Annotated in this window: 13 protein-coding genes; 11 read left to right on the top strand and 2 right to left on the bottom strand. The window is 59.6% G+C overall.

All coding sequences use genetic code 11. The features are described 5' to 3' along the window. The first annotated feature begins 231 nt into the window (after positions 1–231). Together rpoB and rpoC are read left to right on the top strand one after the other, a co-directional pair. Positions 232–4,368, top strand: coding sequence for a DNA-directed RNA polymerase subunit beta (gene rpoB / locus VWZ87_RS03645; RefSeq protein WP_340546577.1), 4,137 nt, complete (start codon positions 232–234; stop codon positions 4,366–4,368). Positions 4,369–4,460: 92 nt separating this feature from the next. Next, a complete protein-coding gene (gene rpoC / locus VWZ87_RS03640) occupies positions 4,461–8,702 on the top strand; it encodes a DNA-directed RNA polymerase subunit beta' (RefSeq protein WP_340546578.1) in 4,242 nt (1,413 codons plus the stop codon). A gap of 109 nt (positions 8,703–8,811) precedes the next feature. Here the strand turns inward: rpoC and VWZ87_RS03635 are convergent, their stop codons facing one another. Beyond that, positions 8,812–9,786, bottom strand: a complete 975-nt coding sequence (locus VWZ87_RS03635) for a GlxA family transcriptional regulator (RefSeq protein ID WP_416534720.1) — start codon at positions 9,784–9,786, stop codon at positions 8,812–8,814. 95 nt (positions 9,787–9,881) lie between these two features. Here VWZ87_RS03635 and VWZ87_RS03630 point away from each other — a divergent pair, with 95 nt between their 5' ends. From VWZ87_RS03630 to VWZ87_RS03610, 5 genes are all read left to right on the top strand, one after another. After that, positions 9,882–10,892, top strand: coding sequence for an extracellular solute-binding protein (locus VWZ87_RS03630; RefSeq protein ID WP_416534719.1), 1,011 nt, complete (start codon positions 9,882–9,884; stop codon positions 10,890–10,892). 41 nt (positions 10,893–10,933) lie between these two features. Then, positions 10,934–11,704, top strand: coding sequence for an MBL fold metallo-hydrolase (locus tag VWZ87_RS03625; RefSeq protein ID WP_416534718.1), 771 nt, complete (start codon positions 10,934–10,936; stop codon positions 11,702–11,704). Further along, complete coding sequence (locus VWZ87_RS03620) at positions 11,701–13,167, top strand: sulfatase-like hydrolase/transferase (protein ID WP_416534717.1); 1,467 nt, start codon at positions 11,701–11,703, stop codon at positions 13,165–13,167. The genes VWZ87_RS03625 and VWZ87_RS03620 overlap by 4 nt, the downstream gene beginning before the upstream one ends. Before the next feature lie 260 nt (positions 13,168–13,427). Beyond that, positions 13,428–14,252 carry a glycosyltransferase gene (locus tag VWZ87_RS03615; RefSeq protein ID WP_416534716.1) on the top strand — a complete coding sequence of 275 codons (825 nt, stop codon included), beginning with the start codon at positions 13,428–13,430 and terminating at the stop codon, positions 14,250–14,252. Then, positions 14,249–15,151, top strand: coding sequence for a DMT family transporter (locus VWZ87_RS03610; protein WP_416534715.1), 903 nt, complete (start codon positions 14,249–14,251; stop codon positions 15,149–15,151). Before VWZ87_RS03615 ends, VWZ87_RS03610 begins: the two co-directional genes overlap by 4 nt. 5 nt (positions 15,152–15,156) lie before the next feature. On the opposite strand, the gene VWZ87_RS03605 is transcribed toward VWZ87_RS03610, so the two are convergent. Then, complete coding sequence (locus VWZ87_RS03605; protein WP_416534714.1) at positions 15,157–15,933, bottom strand: putative rhamnosyl transferase; 777 nt, start codon at positions 15,931–15,933, stop codon at positions 15,157–15,159. 416 nt (positions 15,934–16,349) lie between these two features. On the opposite strand from VWZ87_RS03605, the gene rpsL reads away from it, so the two are divergent. The 4 genes from rpsL to VWZ87_RS03585 all read left to right on the top strand — a co-directional run. After that, positions 16,350–16,721 (top strand): 30S ribosomal protein S12, encoded by a 372-nt coding sequence (gene rpsL / locus VWZ87_RS03600; RefSeq protein ID WP_005621086.1) that lies wholly within the window; start codon positions 16,350–16,352, stop codon positions 16,719–16,721. 15 nt (positions 16,722–16,736) lie between these two features. After that, the gene (rpsG, locus tag VWZ87_RS03595) at positions 16,737–17,207 is read left to right on the top strand and encodes a 30S ribosomal protein S7 (protein WP_014876015.1); all 471 of its coding nucleotides are present in this window, start codon (positions 16,737–16,739) and stop codon (positions 17,205–17,207) included. 18 nt (positions 17,208–17,225) lie between these two features. Beyond that, positions 17,226–19,343, top strand: a complete 2,118-nt coding sequence (gene fusA, locus VWZ87_RS03590; protein WP_416534713.1) for an elongation factor G — start codon at positions 17,226–17,228, stop codon at positions 19,341–19,343. Between the two features lie 66 nt (positions 19,344–19,409). Then, the coding region (locus tag VWZ87_RS03585) for a GTP-binding protein (RefSeq protein ID WP_416534629.1) at positions 19,410–19,633 on the top strand (224 nt) is incomplete at its 3' end.

Genomic DNA, 19,633 nt, shown 5'->3' with positions numbered 1-19,633 from the left:
TCTGAACATCCCGGAAATTTGGCTGGGCCCGGTGAAAACCGGGTCCAGCCGAACCTGTCTTAGAAAGGGCCCAACCAAACGGGCGTTTTTTCAGGCGAGGTTCAAAGGATCGGGAGGCCGCCATTCGGGAAGGTGGTCATGAATTGATCCGAACACGCTGTCTCGTATGGACAAGGTGCCGGGGCCCGGCGGCATCCTTGTTCAGTGAGAATTGGAAAGGTGACATCTGACATGGCTCAATCGTTCCTTGGCCAGAAACGTCTTCGCAAATACTACGGTAAAATCCGCGAAGTCCTGGACATGCCGAACCTCATCGAGGTCCAGAAATCTTCTTACGACCTCTTCCTGCGCTCTGGTGATGCAGAACAGCCGCTCGACGGCGAAGGCATCATGGGCGTGTTCCAGTCGGTATTTCCGATCAAGGACTTTAATGAGACGTCGGTTCTGGAGTTCGTGAAATATTCCTTTGAACGTCCGAAATATGACGTTGAGGAATGTATGCAGCGCGACATGACCTATTCGGCTCCGCTGAAGGTCACTCTGCGTCTGATCGTCTTTGATGTGGACGAAGACACCGGTGCAAAATCGGTGAAGGACATCAAGGAACAGGACGTCTACATGGGCGATATGCCCCTGATGACGCCGAACGGCACCTTTGTGGTCAACGGCACCGAGCGTGTGATCGTGTCCCAGATGCACCGTTCGCCGGGCGTGTTCTTCGATCACGACAAGGGCAAGACACATTCTTCGGGCAAGCTGCTGTTTGCCTGCCGCATCATCCCGTATCGCGGCTCCTGGCTGGACTTCGAATTCGACGCCAAGGACATCGTCTTTGCCCGCATCGACCGTCGTCGTAAGCTGCCTGTGACAACCCTGCTGTATGCGCTGGGTCTGGATCAGGAAGGCATCATGGATGCCTATTACAACACCATCTCCTTCAAGCTGGAGAAGAGCCGTGGCTGGGTCACGCCGTTCTTCCCCGAGCGCGTGCGCGGCACCCGTCCGACCTACGATCTGGTTGACGCCGCCACCGGTGAGATCTTTGCCGAAGCCGGCAAGAAGGTCACACCGCGCGCCGTCAAGAAGATGATCGACGAAGGCAACATCAGCGAGCTGCTGGTTCCCTTTGAGCATATCGTTGGCAAATATGTCGCCAAGGATATCATCAACGAAGAAAACGGCGCCATCTATGTCGAGGCCGGCGATGAGCTGACCCTCGAGTATGACAAGGGCGGCGAAATCATCGGCGGGACCGTCAAGGAACTGCTGGATGCCGGTATCACCGACATTCCGGTTCTGGACATCGACAACATCAATGTCGGCCCCTACATGCGCAACACCATGGCACAGGACAAAAACATGGGTCGCGATACCGCGCTCATGGATATCTACCGTGTCATGCGCCCGGGCGAGCCGCCGACCGTCGAAGCTGCCTCGGCGCTGTTCGACACGCTGTTCTTCGATTCCGAGCGTTACGACCTCTCCGCCGTTGGCCGTGTGAAGATGAACATGCGCCTTGCTCTGGACGCCGAGGACACTCAGCGCACCCTGCGCAAGGAAGATATCATCTCCTGCATCAAGGCGCTGGTTGAGCTGCGTGACGGCAAGGGCGACATCGACGATATCGACCACCTCGGCAACCGTCGTGTGCGCTCCGTTGGCGAACTGATGGAAAATCAGTACCGCGTCGGTCTGCTGCGCATGGAACGCGCCATCAAGGAGCGGATGTCCTCGGTCGAGATCGACACGGTGATGCCGCAGGATCTGATCAACGCAAAACCGGCTGCTGCTGCGGTACGTGAATTCTTCGGCTCGTCGCAGCTGTCGCAGTTCATGGACCAGACCAACCCGCTCTCCGAAGTGACGCACAAGCGTCGTCTCTCGGCGCTTGGGCCTGGCGGTCTGACCCGTGAGCGTGCTGGCTTTGAGGTGCGCGACGTTCACCCGACACACTATGGTCGGATGTGCCCGATTGAGACACCGGAAGGCCCGAACATCGGTCTGATCAACTCGCTGGCGACCTTTGCTCGCGTGAACAAATATGGCTTCATCGAAACACCTTACCGCGTTGTCAACGACGCCAAGGTGACAGACGAAGTCCACTATATGTCCGCGACCGAGGAAATGCGTCACACCGTGGCGCAGGCCAACGCGACGCTGGATGAAGACGGCAAATTCGTCAACGATCTGGTCTCGACCCGCCAGTCCGGCGACTACACCCTGGCACCGCGCGAAAGCGTGGATCTGATCGACGTCAGCCCGAAACAGCTGGTATCGGTTGCGGCCTCGCTGATCCCGTTCCTTGAGAACGACGATGCTAACCGCGCTCTGATGGGCTCGAACATGCAACGTCAGGCGGTTCCGCTGTTGCGTGCCGAGGCGCCGCTGGTCGGCACCGGCATCGAAGAGATCGTGGCACGGGATTCCGGCGCGGCCATCATGGCCAAACGCGCAGGCATCATCGACCAGATCGACGCGCAGCGTATCGTGATCCGGGCAACCGAAGATCTGGAACTGGGGGATGCGGGTGTTGATATCTACCGTATGCGCAAATTCCAGCGTTCGAACCAGAACACCTGCATCAACCAGCGTCCGCTGGTGAAAGTAGGCCAGGAAGTCCGCAAAGGCGAAGTGATTGCCGATGGTCCGTCCACCGATATGGGTGAACTGGCTCTGGGTAAAAACGTCGTCGTGGCCTTCATGCCCTGGAATGGCTACAACTACGAAGACTCCATCCTGATCTCCGAGCGCATCGCGCGTGACGACGTCTTTACTTCGATCCACATCGAGGAATTCGAAGTCGCCGCCCGTGATACCAAGCTTGGGCCGGAAGAGATCACCCGCGACATCCCGAACGTCGGTGAAGAAGCGCTGCGCAACCTCGACGAGGCGGGCATCGTTTACATCGGTGCCGACGTGGAGCCGGGCGATATTCTGGTTGGCAAGATCACACCCAAGGGCGAAAGCCCGATGACTCCGGAAGAAAAGCTGCTGCGCGCCATCTTTGGCGAAAAAGCATCTGACGTGCGCGACACCAGCTTGCGCGTGAAGCCGGGCGACTACGGGACCGTGGTCGAGGTGCGGGTCTTCAACCGTCACGGCGTGGAGAAAGACGAACGTGCGTTGCAGATCGAGCGTGAGGAAGTCGAGCGTCTGGCCCGTGACCGGGACGACGAGCTGGGCATCCTGGATCGCAACATCTACGCCCGCCTGCGTGGCATGCTGCTGGGTAAAACCGCAGTCAAAGGCCCCAAGGGTATCAAGGCCGGTTCCGAAATCACCGAAGAGCTGCTGGACACACTCAGCCGCGGTCAGTGGTGGATGCTGGCGCTGGAAGACGAGCAGAGCGCACAGGTCGTCGAGGCCCTGAACGAGCAGTATGAAGCACAGAAACGTGCTCTGGATGCCCGTTTTGAAGACAAGGTCGAGAAGGTCCGTCGCGGCGACGATCTGCCCCCGGGCGTTATGAAGATGGTCAAAGTCTTTATCGCGGTGAAGCGCAAGCTGCAGCCGGGCGACAAGATGGCCGGCCGTCACGGGAACAAGGGTGTGATCTCGAAAGTGGTGCCGATGGAGGACATGCCGTTCCTCGCCGATGGTACACCGGTCGATTTCTGTCTCAACCCGCTCGGCGTTCCGTCGCGTATGAACGTTGGTCAGATTCTGGAGACCCACATGGGTTGGGCCGCACGCGGTCTGGGTATCAAAGTCGATGATGCGCTTCAGGAATACCGTCGTTCTGGCGATCTGACCCCGGTGCGTGAAGCGATGCACCACGCCTATGGTGATGACGTCTACGGTGAAGGTATTGCCGATATGACCGAGACCGATCTGGTCGAGGCTGCCGGTAATGTGACCCGTGGCGTGCCTATCGCGACACCCGTCTTCGACGGCGCCAAAGAGGCGGACGTCAACGATGCACTGGTGCGCGCTGGCTTTGACACTTCCGGTCAGTCGGTCCTGTTTGATGGTCGTACGGGTGAGCAATTCGCACGCCCCGTCACCGTCGGTATCAAGTATCTGCTGAAACTGCACCACCTGGTCGACGACAAGATCCACGCGCGTTCGACCGGCCCGTACTCCCTCGTCACGCAGCAGCCGCTGGGTGGTAAGGCGCAGTTCGGTGGTCAGCGCTTTGGTGAGATGGAAGTCTGGGCTCTGGAAGCCTATGGCGCCGCCTACACCCTGCAGGAGATGCTGACCGTGAAGTCGGATGACGTTGCAGGCCGGACCAAGGTCTATGAATCGATCGTCAAGGGCGAGGACAACTTCGAAGCGGGCGTACCGGAATCGTTTAACGTTCTGGTGAAAGAAGTCCGTGGCCTCGGCCTGAATATGGAACTCCTGGATGCGGAGGGTGACGAGTAAGGGGAACAGGATTTTTCAAAAAATCTTGGCAGATTTCTTCACAGAAATTTGCCTCCCCCTCCAGCCTTTCGCACGAATTTGAGGACATCAAAATGAACCAGGAACTGACGAATAATCCGTTCAACCCGCTGACGCCGCCGAAGGTCTTCGACGAGATCAAGGTGTCGCTGGCCTCGCCTGAGCGGATCCTGTCGTGGTCCTACGGCGAGATCAAAAAGCCGGAAACCATCAACTACCGGACGTTCAAACCTGAGCGTGACGGTCTCTTCTGCGCGCGTATCTTTGGCCCGATCAAGGACTACGAATGCCTCTGCGGCAAATATAAGCGTATGAAATATCGCGGCGTTGTCTGCGAAAAATGCGGTGTGGAAGTCACGCTGCAAAAGGTCCGCCGCGAGCGCATGGGCCACATCGAACTGGCGTCGCCGGTTGCGCATATCTGGTTCCTCAAGTCGCTGCCGTCGCGCATCGGCCTGATGCTGGATATGACCCTGCGCGATCTTGAGCGGGTTCTGTATTTCGAAAACTATGTTGTCATCGAGCCGGGTCTGACCGACCTCACCTACGGCCAGATGATGACCGAAGAAGAATACATGGACGCCCAGGACCAGTTCGGCATGGATGCCTTCACCGCCAATATCGGCGCTGAAGCGATCCGCGAAATGCTGGCGGCCATCGACCTTGAAGCCGAAGCCGAACAGCTGCGCGCTGAGCTGGCCGAAGCCACAGGCGAACTGAAGCCCAAGAAGATCATCAAGCGCCTCAAAGTGGTTGAGAGCTTCCTGGAATCCGGCAACCGCCCGGAATGGATGGTCATGACCGTGATTCCGGTCATTCCGCCGGAACTGCGTCCGCTGGTGCCGCTGGATGGTGGCCGTTTTGCGACCTCCGACCTCAATGACCTCTATCGCCGCGTGATCAACCGGAACAACCGCCTGAAGCGGCTGATCGAACTGCGCGCGCCGGATATCATCGTCCGCAACGAAAAGCGGATGCTGCAGGAATCCGTGGACGCGCTGTTTGACAACGGCCGTCGCGGCCGCGTCATCACCGGCGCCAACAAGCGTCCGCTGAAGTCGCTCTCTGACATGCTGAAGGGTAAGCAGGGTCGTTTCCGTCAGAACCTTTTGGGTAAGCGGGTCGACTTCTCCGGCCGTTCGGTGATTGTGACCGGTCCTGAGCTGAAGCTGCACCAGTGCGGCCTGCCCAAGAAGATGGCGCTCGAACTCTTCAAGCCCTTCATCTATTCGCGTCTGGAGGCCAAAGGTCTGTCCTCCACCGTGAAACAGGCGAAAAAGCTGGTTGAGAAAGAGCGCCCCGAAGTGTGGGATATCCTCGACGAGGTTATTCGCGAGCACCCTGTTATGCTGAACCGTGCGCCGACGTTGCACCGTCTTGGCATTCAGGCGTTTGAACCCACGCTGATCGAAGGTAAGGCCATTCAGCTGCACCCGCTGGTCTGCTCGGCGTTCAACGCGGACTTCGACGGCGACCAGATGGCTGTGCACGTCCCGCTGAGCCTTGAGGCCCAGCTGGAAGCGCGCGTCCTGATGATGTCCACAAACAACGTTCTGTCGCCTGCCAACGGCGCGCCGATCATTGTTCCTTCGCAGGATATGATCCTGGGTCTTTACTATGTGACCCTGGAACGCGAAGGCATGCCCGGCGAAGGCAAGATCTTTGGCACCATCGACGAGGTTCAGCACGCGCTGGACGCCGGCGAAGTGCACTTGCACACCAAGATCACCGCGCGGATCACCCAGATCGACGAAGAAGGCAACGAGGTCCTCAAGCGTTTTGAGACCACCCCGGGCCGTGTTCGTCTGGGCGCGCTGCTGCCGAAGAACGTCAAGGCACCGTTTGAACTGGTCAACCGTCTTCTGCGGAAGAAAGAGGTTCAGCAGGTCATCGACACCGTCTACCGCTACTGCGGTCAGAAGGAATCCGTGATCTTCTGTGACCAGATCATGACCATGGGTTTCCGTGAAGCGTTCAAGGCGGGCATTTCGTTCGGCAAGGACGACATGGTGATCCCCGACACCAAATGGACGCTGGTCGATGAGACCCGCGATCAGGTGAAGGACTTCGAACAGCAGTACATGGACGGCCTGATCACCCAGGGCGAAAAGTACAACAAAGTTGTCGATGCCTGGTCGAAGTGTAACGACAAGGTCACCGATGCGATGATGGGCACCATCTCCGCTGACAAGCGGGATGAGAACGGCGCCGTGATGGAACCGAACTCGGTCTACATGATGGCCCACTCCGGTGCGCGTGGCTCGGTGACCCAGATGAAGCAGCTGGGCGGGATGCGTGGCCTGATGGCGAAGCCGAACGGCGACATCATCGAGACCCCGATCATCTCGAACTTTAAAGAAGGCCTGACCGTTCTCGAGTACTTCAACTCGACCCACGGTGCCCGTAAGGGTCTGTCGGATACGGCTCTTAAGACGGCGAACTCGGGTTACCTGACCCGCCGTCTGGTGGACGTGGCACAGGACTGCATCGTGCGTGATCGCGATTGTGGCACCGAAGCAGCGATCACCGCCGAAGCCGCTGTCAACGATGGTGAAGTTGTGGCCTCGCTGGGCGAACGTATCCTGGGCCGTGTTGCGGCAGAGGATATCAAGAAGCCGGGCACCGAGGAGATCATCGTGGCCGCTGGCCAGCTGATCGACGAGCGCATGGCAGATGCAGTGGAAGAGGCCGGCGTTCAGTCGACCCGTATCCGCTCGCCGCTGACCTGTGAAGCCGAAGAGGGCGTCTGCGCCCAGTGCTACGGTCGTGACCTCGCCCGTGGTACGCAGGTGAACACCGGTGAGGCCGTCGGCATCATCGCGGCGCAGTCGATCGGTGAACCCGGTACACAGCTGACGATGCGGACCTTCCACATCGGTGGCGTTGCGCAGGGTGGTCAGCAGTCCTTCCTGGAAGCCTCGCAAGAGGGCAAGATCGTCTTCGAGATGCCGCAGACCCTGGAGAACGCCAATGGCGAGACCCTGGTTGTTGGCCGGAACATGAAGCTGATCATTCAGGACGAGCACGGCGAAGAGCGCGCCAGCCACAAGCTGGGCTACGGCTCCAAGCTGTTCGTCAAGGAAGGTCAGTCCGTGTCCCGTGGCGACAAGCTGTTCGAATGGGATCCCTACACCCTGCCGATCATCGCCGAAAAACCCGGTACCGCGAAATATGTGGACCTGGTTTCCGGCATCGCCGTTCGCGACGAGACCGACGAAGCCACCGGCATGACCCAGAAGATCGTGATCGACTGGCGTGCGGCTCCGAAAGGCTCTGACCTGAAGCCGGAAATCATCCTGGTCGATGGTGACGGTGAACCGGTGCGTAGCGATGCGGGCAACCCGCTGACCTACCCGATGTCTGTGGACGCCATTCTGTCGGTCGAAGAAGGCCAGCAGATCATGGCCGGTGACGTTGTTGCGCGTATCCCGCGTGAAGGCGCCAAGACCAAGGACATTACCGGTGGTCTGCCGCGCGTTGCGGAACTGTTCGAAGCCCGTCGTCCGAAGGATCACGCGATCATCGCCGAAATCGATGGTTACGTGCGCTTTGGCCGCGACTACAAGAACAAGCGTCGCATCTCGATCGAGCCTGCGGATGACTCGATGGAGCCCGTCGAATACATGGTGCCCAAGGGCAAGCACATTCCGGTTCAGGAAGGTGACTTTGTCCAAAAGGGTGACTACATCATGGACGGCAACCCGGCGCCGCATGACATCCTGTCCATCATGGGTGTTGAGGCTCTGGCGAACTACATGATCGACGAGGTTCAGGACGTCTATCGCCTGCAGGGTGTGAAGATCAACGACAAGCACATCGAGGTGATCGTTCGCCAGATGCTGCAGAAGTGGGAGATCTCCGACTCCGGCGACACGACTCTGCTGAAAGGCGAGCACGTGGACAAGCAGGAGTTCGACACCGCCAACGAAAAGGCGCTGGCCCGTGGCAAGCGTCCGGCTCAGGGCGAACCGATCCTGCTCGGCATCACCAAGGCGTCGCTGCAGACCCGTTCCTTCATCTCGGCGGCCTCCTTCCAGGAGACCACCCGTGTCCTCACCGAAGCTTCGGTACAGGGCAAGAAGGACAAGCTGGTCGGCCTCAAGGAGAACGTCATCGTGGGTCGCCTGATCCCGGCCGGTACCGGTGGCGCTACCCAGCGTGTGCGCAACATCGCCCAGTCGCGTGACAATGTCGTCCTCGAGGCGCGCCGTGAGGAGGCCGAAGCAGCCGCCGCTCTGGCCGCCCCGTCGATGGATGATGTCAGCAGCGAGGCGAGCTTCGACACTCTGGTGGAAACCCCAGAGAGCCGCGACTGATCCACGTTGATCTAAAATGAAAAAGCCCCCCGCAACCGATGTTGCGGGGGGCTTTTTCTTGGAGATGTCCGCAAACCATGTTGGCCCGCTCTGCGGACTTTTCTGCCATTCATTCTTTTTGCTCCAGTGGCTGCTTTTGGAGTGTCCGGTACTTCCCCGGCCTCATTCTAAAATGCGCATTGAAGGCTTTTGAGAAATGGGGGGTGCTTCGGTAGCCGCTTGCTTCCGCGATATCCGGCAAGCTCCTGGACGAAGACTTCAGCAGGCTGGCAGCGTAGCTCAGCCGGATCCGGGCGGACAGCTCGCCCGGGGCGCAGTTGAACGCAGCGCGGGTCAGCCGTGAAAGCGTCCGGCTGGAGAGGGCGATTGCGGCGCATATCTCATCCAGGGGCCTTGGGGCTGAGAGGGTCTGCTCGACCAGCTGAATATAGCGGGCGAGCCGCGGGTCGAGACTTTCCAGCGAACCTTTTAGTCCAATGGATGCAGCAAAGGTTTCCGAACGCTCAGGTTTGAGCAGCACATGCCTGCGGACATTCTCGGCGATTGCAGGGTCGAAGGCCTGCGACAGCAGCTCAAGCATCAGGTCTGTCACCGCATCTCCGCCGACACAGGTTGCAATCCGCTGGTCGATCAGAAAGGGCCGGAATGTGAAACAGGTTTCGGCAAACGCAGTTTCCAGTGCTGGAAGCTGCGCCGGATGTGCCACAGCCCGCCTGCCCGCCAGCAATCCCGCCTGGCCCAGGGCGAAGATACTGGTGCCAAGGCCAATGACCCAGCCGCCATGGCAGTGGCATTCCCGCAGACCGGCCAGAAGGGCCGCTGGGGCGCCTTCCGAACCCGGATCACGGGACGAACAGACGAACACATAATCGGCCCGTGAAATCACCGGCCAGCCGTGATCAGCGAGGACCACCGCACCGCAGGAACTGCGCACCGGACCCGAGTTGGAGGCAGCGGTAGCCACGTCGACCTGTACGTTGCTGCCGGTGTCATTGGCCATGCGGATCAAGTCACGCGCGATTCCGTAGCCAAAAAGTGAAAACCCGGTGTGAACGGCAAAGACTGCGAGCTTCTTAGGAGGCATTGGCGGTATTCCATATCATTTTGGCAGGATACTGTATTTTTGAAGCCTGCGGCCATGCAAATCTGCTGCCAGACGGTGATTGGAGCGGGGGAACCATGCTGAACATTCTGGGCTGGCAAGGGTATGATGCGGGGCTGGGCAAAGTGTTTGACAGCTTCACCAGCGACACCGGAATTGCGGTTACTTTCCGGGGAGTTCGCAATCAGGATGAGATGCACGCGTCGGCGCAAACCGAAGATTTCGATATCGCCTGCCCGACCACCGACAGGCTGGCCAGCTGGCTTGACAGCGGGCTGATCGCCCCGCTGGATGAGGACCGGGCCGGATACGGGCGGATTGACCCGGCCTTTCATGCCGATGCCCATACGATCATCCGGGGCAAGCGCTATGGCTCACCCAATCTCTGGGGCGGGGCCGGCATCGGGCATCACACAAGCAAGGCGCCGCTTGTCGGGGCAGAGGCCAGCCTGATGGCGCTGTTTGACCCTGTTTTTGCCGGGCGCTTGACCCTGCGCGAGGACACGGCCTTTGTCGCCGCCGGGCGGGCGCTCGAAGGCGCCGGCAAGCTGCCGTTCCCGTTTGACGATTCCTATGCGTTTGAGGACCGGATGATCGCCAATTACGATGTCATCGGCGCCTTTCTTTCCGGGCACGCCGACCATGTTGCCCGGTTTTGGTTCAGCGAAGAGGAGGGCATTGACGCGTTCCGATCCGGCGGGTGCGTGATCGGCTACAGTTGGGACACGACAATAGCGGCCCTGACGCGGCAGGGAATGCTATTTGCCTTTGCCGCCCCGGCGGAGGGCGCAAACTGCTACCTGCAGAATTTTGTCCTGAGCGCCAGGGCTGACCCGGGCCCCGCGCAGGACTGGATTTCCTGGGTCAACACTCCAAGCGGTTCTGCATTGTATGCCTCAGCCTTTGGGGCCAACCCGGCGGCAAAGGGTGCACGAGAGGTGCTGCCGCCGGAGGATCAGGCGTTCTTTGCGGCCAGCTATCCGGACAACGCCCTGGGTAAGCTTTGGTGGCAGCCCGGGCAACCGTTATGGTTTGTGAAAAACCGTGGCGAATATGCCCGGAAATTCCGTGCGGCAGCCAAGGGATGACAGGCTGGCCTATGCACAGGATCCAGGTTGGAGCGCTCAGCGTGACGGTCCTGCCCCTGGGTGAAATCTTTGACGATCTGCGCGGCTGGTTTCCGCCGGGTTCGCTGGCTGGTGCGGGCGGCGAAACACGGCTGCCGGTGAACTGCCTGCATGTCGGCGGGTCTGGCATTTCGGTTCTGATCGATGCCTGCGATCCCCGGTGCTACTCGGAAACCGGATCTGCAGGCGGCAGCATCGGGCAGAGCCTGGAGGAGGCCGGAATTTCCCCGGGGGGTATCACCCATATCCTTTTGACACATGGGCATCACGACCATTTCTGCGGTGTGGCCGGCCCCGGCAATGAACCTGCCTTCCCAACGGCGCGGCATGTTCTGCCGCCGCAAGACTGGGCCGGCGGCACGCTGACACCTGAAGCGCAACGGGCCGATGGCGATGCCGCCGACCCTGCGCCGCTTGAAATGCTATACCGGCGCGGATTGCTTGACTTTGGCGAAAGCGCCGTTCCCCTGCCGGAAGAAATCAGCCTGATCCAGGCCCCGGGCGAAACCGAGGGCCATTGCGTGGCCCGCATCTCCTCAAAAAGTGAGGTTCTGTTTTTTCTGGCAGATCTGTTTCATGTGCGGGCCGAGATTGACAACCCCGCCCTGTGCCCCGTCTGGGCGGATGCGGCCGCGCTGAAGGCAAGCCGCAGCCGGATCCTATCCGCCATGCGCCGCGACAACGCGCGTTTTTTGTGCAGCCACATTTCGGGCGTTCTGTCCCCGGATCTCTTTCCCGATTTCTCAACCAGCCCCTGCGAGACCTCTGCATGACCAAGACAAAGCAACCGAACATCCTGCTGATCATGGCCGATCAGATGACGCCCTTCATGCTTGAGGCATGCGGCGGCACCGGCGCGAGGACGGCAAACATGACCGCGCTGGCCCGGCGTTCGGCCAATTTCACCAATGCCTATACGCCCAGCCCGATCTGCGTGCCCGCGCGGTCCTGTTTCATGACCGGGCTCTATACCTCGACCACCGGCTGTTACGACAATGGCGACCCCTATCACAGTTTCATCCCGACCTTTGCGCATTATCTGGCCAATGCCGGGTATGAGACGGTTCTATCGGGGAAAATGCACTTCATAGGCGCCGATCAGCTGCACGGGTTCCAGCGCCGCCTGAATACGGACGTTTATCCGTCGGGGTTCATCTGGTCCTACCCGCTGCCTCCGGAAAACGATCCGAACTTCAAGGCGTTTGACTTCACCCCGCAATACCTGGCCGAAAACATCGGGCCGGGTTGGTCGAAGGAGCTTCAATATGACGAAGAGACCCATTTCAAATCGCTGGAGTTTCTGCGCAACGCCCCGGGCAATCCCTGGCTGCTGACAGTCTCTTTTACCAACCCCCATCCGCCCTACAAGGTCCCCAAGAAGTACTGGGAGAGGTACAAGGATGTAGATATCCCGCTGCCTGACTATCCTGATGACATGGATGCCAGGTATTCTGACTATGATCTCGCTTTGCGCCGCTGGCACGGGCTGCATATCCGGGGCGATGAGATCCGCGATCCGGCAAACCTGATTGCGATGCGCCGCGGCTTTGCCGCCTTGGCCCATTATGTAGACGACAAAATCGGCGAGCTTCTGGAGGTTCTCGAAGACAGCGGCCTGCGCGAAGAAACGATCGTCATCGTCACATCGGATCACGGTGAAATGCTGGGGGAAAAGGGCATGATCCAGAAAAGGGGCCTATATGAATGGTCCGCCCGGATCCCGATGTTCATAGACATTCCGGGGGCTGAGCCCCGGCAAATCGGCACACCGGTTTCCTTGCTGGATCTGCCCGCAACCCTGATTGATATCGCCGGGCAGGAACCGGTGCGGCGGCTGGAAGGCCGGTCCCTGCTGCCAGCTATTCACGGGGCCGGTCTTGATGTCATTCCAGTGATTTCCGAATACCACGGCGAAGGGATCATGCGCCCCAGCTTTATGGTGCGGCTGGGCGACTGGAAATATCATTACTGCCACGGCTCAGCGCCGCAGCTGTACAACGTGGCAAAAGATCCCGGTGAATGGAACAACCTGGCAGGCGATCCCGGTTATACCGAAATCGAAGCCAGGTTGAACCGCGAAATCACCGGCGGCTATTTCGATCTGGAGAAAATCAAATCCGACGTCTGGGACCGGCTTGCCATGAAACAGGTGGTCAATGATGCAATGAAGGCAAACGGTACGGCCTGGGATTATTCAGCGGCCCAGGACGCGGCGTCCCAATATGTCCGCACCTGAAACACGGGGCAACCGGCTTTCGCAGTCGAAATTCGCAGCAAAATAGCGATGCGGCCGTTCGAGCTGATTGCAGCACCAGTAGATATGGGCTCCAAGCGGACCAACGCGATTTGCGGACATCTCGTTTTGCGTTGCGACGGCTTCGTTTGCGGGCCGACCGCGCGGTTCGCGTGATTTAGGATCTTCCCAATTTGCGCCGGGAATGGTCTCTTGCTGCGGATGACGAAGTGCCCCGTCGGGCCGAAACAGGACAGCGCAGAATGGATATCAGACTCAGCATCGTTGGCCTTGTGCGTTTCTCCGTGCTGACCCCGACCTATTATTCCGAGAAATTCGCGACCCTTGCCGATACGGCGGCTCATCTTTTCGCACCAGACCGGATGGAACTCAGGTTCCGGGTGTTTGAGCGGCTCTGCCTGCGCTCTCTCCTGCGCCAGAGCGATCAGGGATTTCACCTGATCGTCCTCACGGCTGAAGATATGCCCGAGCCCTATCTGGAACGCCTGTCGCGTCTGCTGGAACCCGCCGACAATATCACGCTGATGCCGGTGGGGCCCGGCGTGCATTACAAGATGCTGAAGCAGGGCTATAACGCCGTCCCAACAGAGGGGGCGACCCATCGCCTGATGTTCCGTCTGGATGACGACGATGCGGTGGATCTCGATTACATCGCCCGCAATCGGCGCCTCGCCACCGGGATGATCCCGCTACAGGGAGAGAGCACCCCCTTTATCCTTGCCAACAATCGCGGCATCTACCTGCGCCGCCGCGAGGGGCCGGAGGGCGTGCAGGACGAGATCTTCGATGCCTGCGAAAAGGCGCCGCTCTCGGTGGGGGCCGCGCTTGTGGCACCTGTCGGATATGGCGGCAATCCCTACCGCTACAATCACCGCCGCTACGCGCAGCACTGGAACGTGGTGTCGGATATCTCGACGCCGGGTTTCTTACGCACCATTCATTGTGACAATAAATCCAGACCTGCGCAGATGGGGATCACCCACAAGATGTCCGAGGCCGAGATCGCCGCAGCACTTGACCGCCACTTTGCGATGACGCCGGACCAGCTGCGAGCTGTGCTGCCGTGATGTCCCGGCTGACCGGAAACCAGCTGGGCGCGCTGCTGATGATTGGCAGCATGGCGGGTTTCACGATCAATGACGGGATGGTCAAACTCGCGGGGCAGAGCCTGCCGCTCTCGCAGATCCTGGTGGTGCGCGGCATTGCGGTCAGCCTGCTGATCTACGCGCTTGCCCGCGCTTATGGCAGCCTGCGCCTGTCGCTGAGCCGCCGGGATTGGGGGCTTGTCGCAGGCCGCAGCCTGACTGAGGTGGCCACCACCTATTTCTTTCTCAGCGCCCTGTTGACCCTGCCCATCGCCAATGTGACGGCCATTTTGCAGATGCTGCCGTTGACCGTGACCCTCGCCGCGGTGCTGCTCTTTGGGGAACAGGTCGGCTGGCGTCGGGCCGCAGCGATTGGCGCGGGTTTTATCGGAATGCTGCTGATCGTGCGCCCGGGACCGGAGGGCTTTGATAGCGGCACCGGCTACGCCCTTGCAGCGGTTCTTTGTATCACCGCGCGTGATCTCTTTACCCGCCGGATGTCGGCGGCGGTGCCCTCGCTGACGGTCAGCTTGATGGCGGCGCTGTCGGTCCTGCTGTTCGGTCTTGTGCTTGGCTTGCAGGAGGACTGGCAGCCGCTGACCCTGACGACCACGTTTATCCTGCTTTTTGCAGCCGGCTGCATCTTCGTCGGCTATCTGTTCTCGGTGATGGTCATGCGGGTTGGTGATGTGGCGGCGGTTTCGCCCTTTCGCTACACCGGGCTGCTCTGGGCCCTGCTGCTTGGCTGGCTGATGTTTGACAGCTGGCCGGATGCGCTCACCCTGCTGGGGGCGGCCATCGTCGTGGCTGCCGGTGTTTTCAGCCTGCTGCGGGAACGCCCCCGCCGCCGCGCCAGCACGCCCCTGTCACCGCCCGAGTAGACGCGTCAGGCCCGGATTGCAAAGCGCGCTTCGAATTCGCCTTCCTGCGCTGGGGTGAGGCGGCTCAGCTCCGGTTCTCTGGCGCCTTTCTGACGGGAGTCATTATAGGCGTTGAGCGTGCGCACAAACATCGGCGCATCCGGTATCGTGATGCTGGGCATGAAACGCGCAATCTTGTGATGGGCAAAATTCATGATGCTCTGCTTGCAATTGCCGGCCACATACATGCCCATCGCCGCAACAAAATAGGGCCGGTACCCCTCTGCCGCATAGATCCCGTCCGACGCGAAGCGCGCGGTGAAGCCCTTGCAGAAATCAATCGCAACCGTCTGGTTCTGTGCGATCAGACCCTGACACTGGCCAGCGGTCTGGCGCAGCCGCTCGACAAAATCCACCGAGACCGCATCATCATCGTCATGACGGAATTGCAGGCAGGGCGCGCTCAGGTCATTGCGGGCGGTATTCAGAACCTCCTTCATGACCTGCCGGTGGTTGCCGGGGGGCAAGGCACGGATCTGCACCTGCGGCATATCCGCCGTCAGATCGCGCAGCCGTGCCAGATGTGGCGCTGGCAGGCTCTCGCCAATCACAATCACCAGCGTGAAGTCCTGATCGGTCTGGGCACGCAGACAGGGCAGGGCGACCCGTTCCAGCAGGTCAAACCGTTCCTTCAGCCGGGCCTGGGCATAGAGATAGGCGATCCGCTCATCAAGCGTGTCATGTTCGACCTGAAACCCACCAATGGCGGGATAGGAAAAACGGCATAGACCTATGACCTGCATCGCTGTAGACCCTCGCGCCTGCGGCCTCTCATGAGGGTCCGCCTGTCGCGGCGCACTATGCACCGCGCAGGTTGTACGGGCAAGCTGTAGGCCAGCGGCGCTGTCCGGCCGCCGACGCGCGCAGACGCCACGCCGATGCGGCCGGGGGAGCCGCTGTTGACATCCCCCGCGACTCCCCATATACGCCCGCCTATCCGGCAACCGGGGGTCGCCCCAAAAGCCGATATCAAAATCTAAGTGGCTCAAGATCTCGTGCGCCTATTTGCGCGGATCCTCTGTAAACCCACCGCGTCGTTTACCTCGGAATGGAAACGATTGCGGTTTTTGCGCTTGCGGACGCGTAAGTGCGACGAATTTAGCCGTACGTTCAAGGACGTGCATGACACATGTGTTGTTGAGACGGGGAAAAAACCGGAATGCCAACGATCCAACAGCTGATCCGCAAGCCGCGGCAGCCGAAAGTAAAACGCTCTAAGTCCATGCACCTGGAACAGTGCCCGCAAAAACGCGGCGTCTGCACCCGTGTGTATACCACCACACCGAAGAAACCGAACTCCGCTATGCGGAAAGTTGCGAAGGTCCGCCTGACCAACGGTTTCGAAGTGATCTCCTACATCCCCGGTGAAAGCCACAACCTTCAGGAACACTCCGTGGTTCTGATCCGTGGCGGCCGTGTAAAAGACCTTCCCGGTGTCCGTTACCACATCCTGCGTGGTGTTCTGGATACCCAGGGCGTCAAAGACCGTAAGCAACGCCGTTCGAAGTACGGCGCGAAGCGTCCTAAATAAGAAGGATATTGATAAATGTCTCGCCGTCACGCTGCTGAAAAACGCGAAGTTCTGCCCGACGCCAAGTTTGGCGACCGCGTTCTGACCAAATTCATGAACAACCTGATGATCGATGGTAAAAAATCGGTCGCAGAAAGCATCGTTTACAACGCATTCGACCGCGTTGAATCGAAAATCAAACGTGCCCCCGTGGAAGTTTTCCACGAAGCCCTGGACAACGTGAAGCCTTCCGTCGAAGTGCGCTCGCGTCGTGTGGGTGGTGCCACCTACCAGGTGCCCGTCGAAGTGCGCCCCGAGCGCCGCGAAGCCCTGGCGATCCGCTGGCTGATCAAAGCCGCCCGCGCTCGCAACGAAAACACCATGGAAGAACGCCTCGCCGGTGAGCTGCTGGACGCTGTACAGTCCCGCGGTACCGCCGTGAAGAAGCGCGAAGACACCCACAAGATGGCAGAGGCTAACAAAGCCTTCTCCCATTATCGCTGGTAAGCTAGGGGACCTAGACCTATGGCACGCGAATATCCGCTCAACCTATACCGTAACTTCGGTATCATGGCGCACATCGACGCAGGTAAAACCACCTGCTCCGAGCGTATCCTGTATTACACCGGCAAATCCCACAACATTGGTGAGGTGCACGATGGTGCAGCCACCATGGACTGGATGGAGCAGGAGCAGGAACGCGGGATCACCATCACCTCGGCTGCGACCACCACCTTCTGGGAACGCACCGAAGATGGTCAGACCGCTGACTCTCCGAAGCACCGCCTGAACATCATCGACACCCCCGGCCACGTTGACTTCACCATCGAAGTTGAGCGTTCGCTGGCGGTTCTCGACGGTGCTGTCTGTGTTCTGGACGCCAACGCCGGTGTTGAACCCCAGACCGAAACCGTGTGGCGTCAGGCTGACCGCTACAAGGTTCCGCGTATGGTGTTCGTCAACAAGATGGACAAGATCGGCGCTGACTTCTTCAACTGCGTCAACATGATCGAAGACCGCACCGGCGCCCGCGCGGTTCCGGTTGGTATTCCGATCGGCGCAGAAACCGAGCTGGAAGGCCTGGTTGACCTCGTCAACATGGAAGAATGGCTGTGGCAGGGTGAAGACCTTGGCGCGTCGTGGATTAAAGCACCGATCCGTGACAGCCTGAAAGACATGGCCGAAGAATGGCGCGGCAAGATGATCGAAGCGGCCGTCGAAATGGACGACGACGCCATGGAAGCCTATCTGGAAGGCGAAGAGCCCGACGTCCCGACCCTGCGCAAACTGCTGCGCAAGGGTACTCTGGCCCTGGCATTCGTTCCGGTTCTCGGCGGCTCCGCATTCAAGAACAAAGGCGTTCAGCCGCTGTTGAACGCTGTGATCGACTATCTGCCCAGCCCGCTGGACGTTGTTGATTACATGGGCTTCAAACCCGGTGACGAAACCGAAACCCGTGACATCGCCCGCCGTGCGGACGACGAGATGGCGTTCTCGGGTCTGGCGTTCAAAATCATGAACGACCCCTTCGTCGGCTCGCTGACTTTCACCCGGGTTTACTCCGGTACCTTGGCCAAGGGCGACACGCTTCTGAACTCCACCAAGGGCAAGAAAGAACGCGTCGGCCGGATGATGATGATGCACTCCAACGACCGTGAGGAAATCACGGAAGCGTTTGCAGGCGACATCATCGCGCTGGCAGGTCTGAAAGACACCACAACCGGTGACACGCTCTGCGCCGTCAACGATCCGGTGGTTCTGGAAACCATGACCTTCCCCGATCCGGTGATCGAGATCGCGGTTGAGCCGAAAACCAAGGCCGACCAGGAGAAAATGTCCCAGGGTCTGCAGCGTCTGGCTGCCGAAGATCCGTCCTTCCGCGTGGAGACCGACATCGAGTCCGGTCAGACCATCATGAAGGGCATGGGCGAACTTCACCTGGACATCCTGGTTGACCGTCTGAAGCGTGAGTTCAAGGTCGAAGCCAACATCGGTGCGCCGCAGGTTGCCTACCGCGAGACCATCGGTCACGAGGTCGAGCACACCTACACCCACAAGAAACAGTCGGGTGGTTCGGGTCAGTTCGCCGAGGTGAAGATGATCATCTCGCCGACAGAGCCGGGCGAAGGCTACTCCTTCGAGAGCCGCATCGTTGGTGGTGCCGTTCCCAAGGAATACGTCCCCGGTGTTGAAAAAGGCATCCAGTCCGTCATGGATAGCGGCCCGCTGGCCGGCTTCCCCGTGATCGACTTCAAGGTTGCCCTGATCGACGGTAAGTTCCACGACGTTGACTCCAGCGTTCTGGCCTTCGAAATCGCAGCACGTATGTGTATGCGTGAAGGCATGCGCAAAGCTGGCGCCAAGATGCTGGAACCGATCATGAAGGTGGAAGTTATCACACCTGAGGACTACACCGGTGGCATCATCGGCGATTTGACCTCGCGTCGTGGTCAGGTGACCGGCCAGGAACCCCGCGGCAACGCAATTGCGATCGACGCATTTGTGCCGCTGGCGAACATGTTCGGCTACATCAACACCCTGCGTTCGATGAGCTCGGGCCGCGCCCAGTTCACCATGCAGTTCGATCATTACGATCCGGTTCCGCAGAACATCTCTGACGAGATCCAGGCAAAATTCGCTTAAGCGAACAGATATTGAGGGGTTCGCGCCACGGCGCGTGCCCTTCTCAACACGAAAAGGAGGCCTCTCATGGCTAAGGAAAAGTTTGAACGTACAAAACCGCACGTCAACATCGGCACCATCGGCCACGTTGACCACGGCAAGACCACGCTGACCGCAGCGATCACCAAGTATTTCGGTGACTTCAAAGCCTACGACCAGATCGACGGCGCACCTGAAGAGAAAGCCCGCGGCATCACCATCTCGACCGCGCACGTGGAATATGAGACCGAAGGCCGTCACTACGCCCACGT

It is taken from the genome of Phaeobacter sp. JH20_37 (assembly GCF_048056015.1).
Lineage (GTDB): Bacteria > Pseudomonadota > Alphaproteobacteria > Rhodobacterales > Rhodobacteraceae > Phaeobacter > Phaeobacter bryozoorum.
This window is presented reverse-complemented; position numbering and strand designations above follow the sequence as displayed.

Coding starts and splice junctions, on each gene's coding strand:
- rpoB (WP_340546577.1), top strand. CDS start 232: ATGGCTCAATCGTTCCTTGGCCAGAAACGTCTTCGCAAATACTACGGT.
- rpoC (WP_340546578.1), top strand. CDS start 4,461: ATGAACCAGGAACTGACGAATAATCCGTTCAACCCGCTGACGCCGCCG.
- VWZ87_RS03635 (WP_416534720.1), bottom strand. CDS start 9,786: ATGCCTCCTAAGAAGCTCGCAGTCTTTGCCGTTCACACCGGGTTTTCA.
- VWZ87_RS03630 (WP_416534719.1), top strand. CDS start 9,882: ATGCTGAACATTCTGGGCTGGCAAGGGTATGATGCGGGGCTGGGCAAA.
- VWZ87_RS03620 (WP_416534717.1), top strand. CDS start 11,701: ATGACCAAGACAAAGCAACCGAACATCCTGCTGATCATGGCCGATCAG.
- VWZ87_RS03615 (WP_416534716.1), top strand. CDS start 13,428: ATGGATATCAGACTCAGCATCGTTGGCCTTGTGCGTTTCTCCGTGCTG.
- VWZ87_RS03605 (WP_416534714.1), bottom strand. CDS start 15,933: ATGCAGGTCATAGGTCTATGCCGTTTTTCCTATCCCGCCATTGGTGGG.
- rpsL (WP_005621086.1), top strand. CDS start 16,350: ATGCCAACGATCCAACAGCTGATCCGCAAGCCGCGGCAGCCGAAAGTA.
- rpsG (WP_014876015.1), top strand. CDS start 16,737: ATGTCTCGCCGTCACGCTGCTGAAAAACGCGAAGTTCTGCCCGACGCC.
- fusA (WP_416534713.1), top strand. CDS start 17,226: ATGGCACGCGAATATCCGCTCAACCTATACCGTAACTTCGGTATCATG.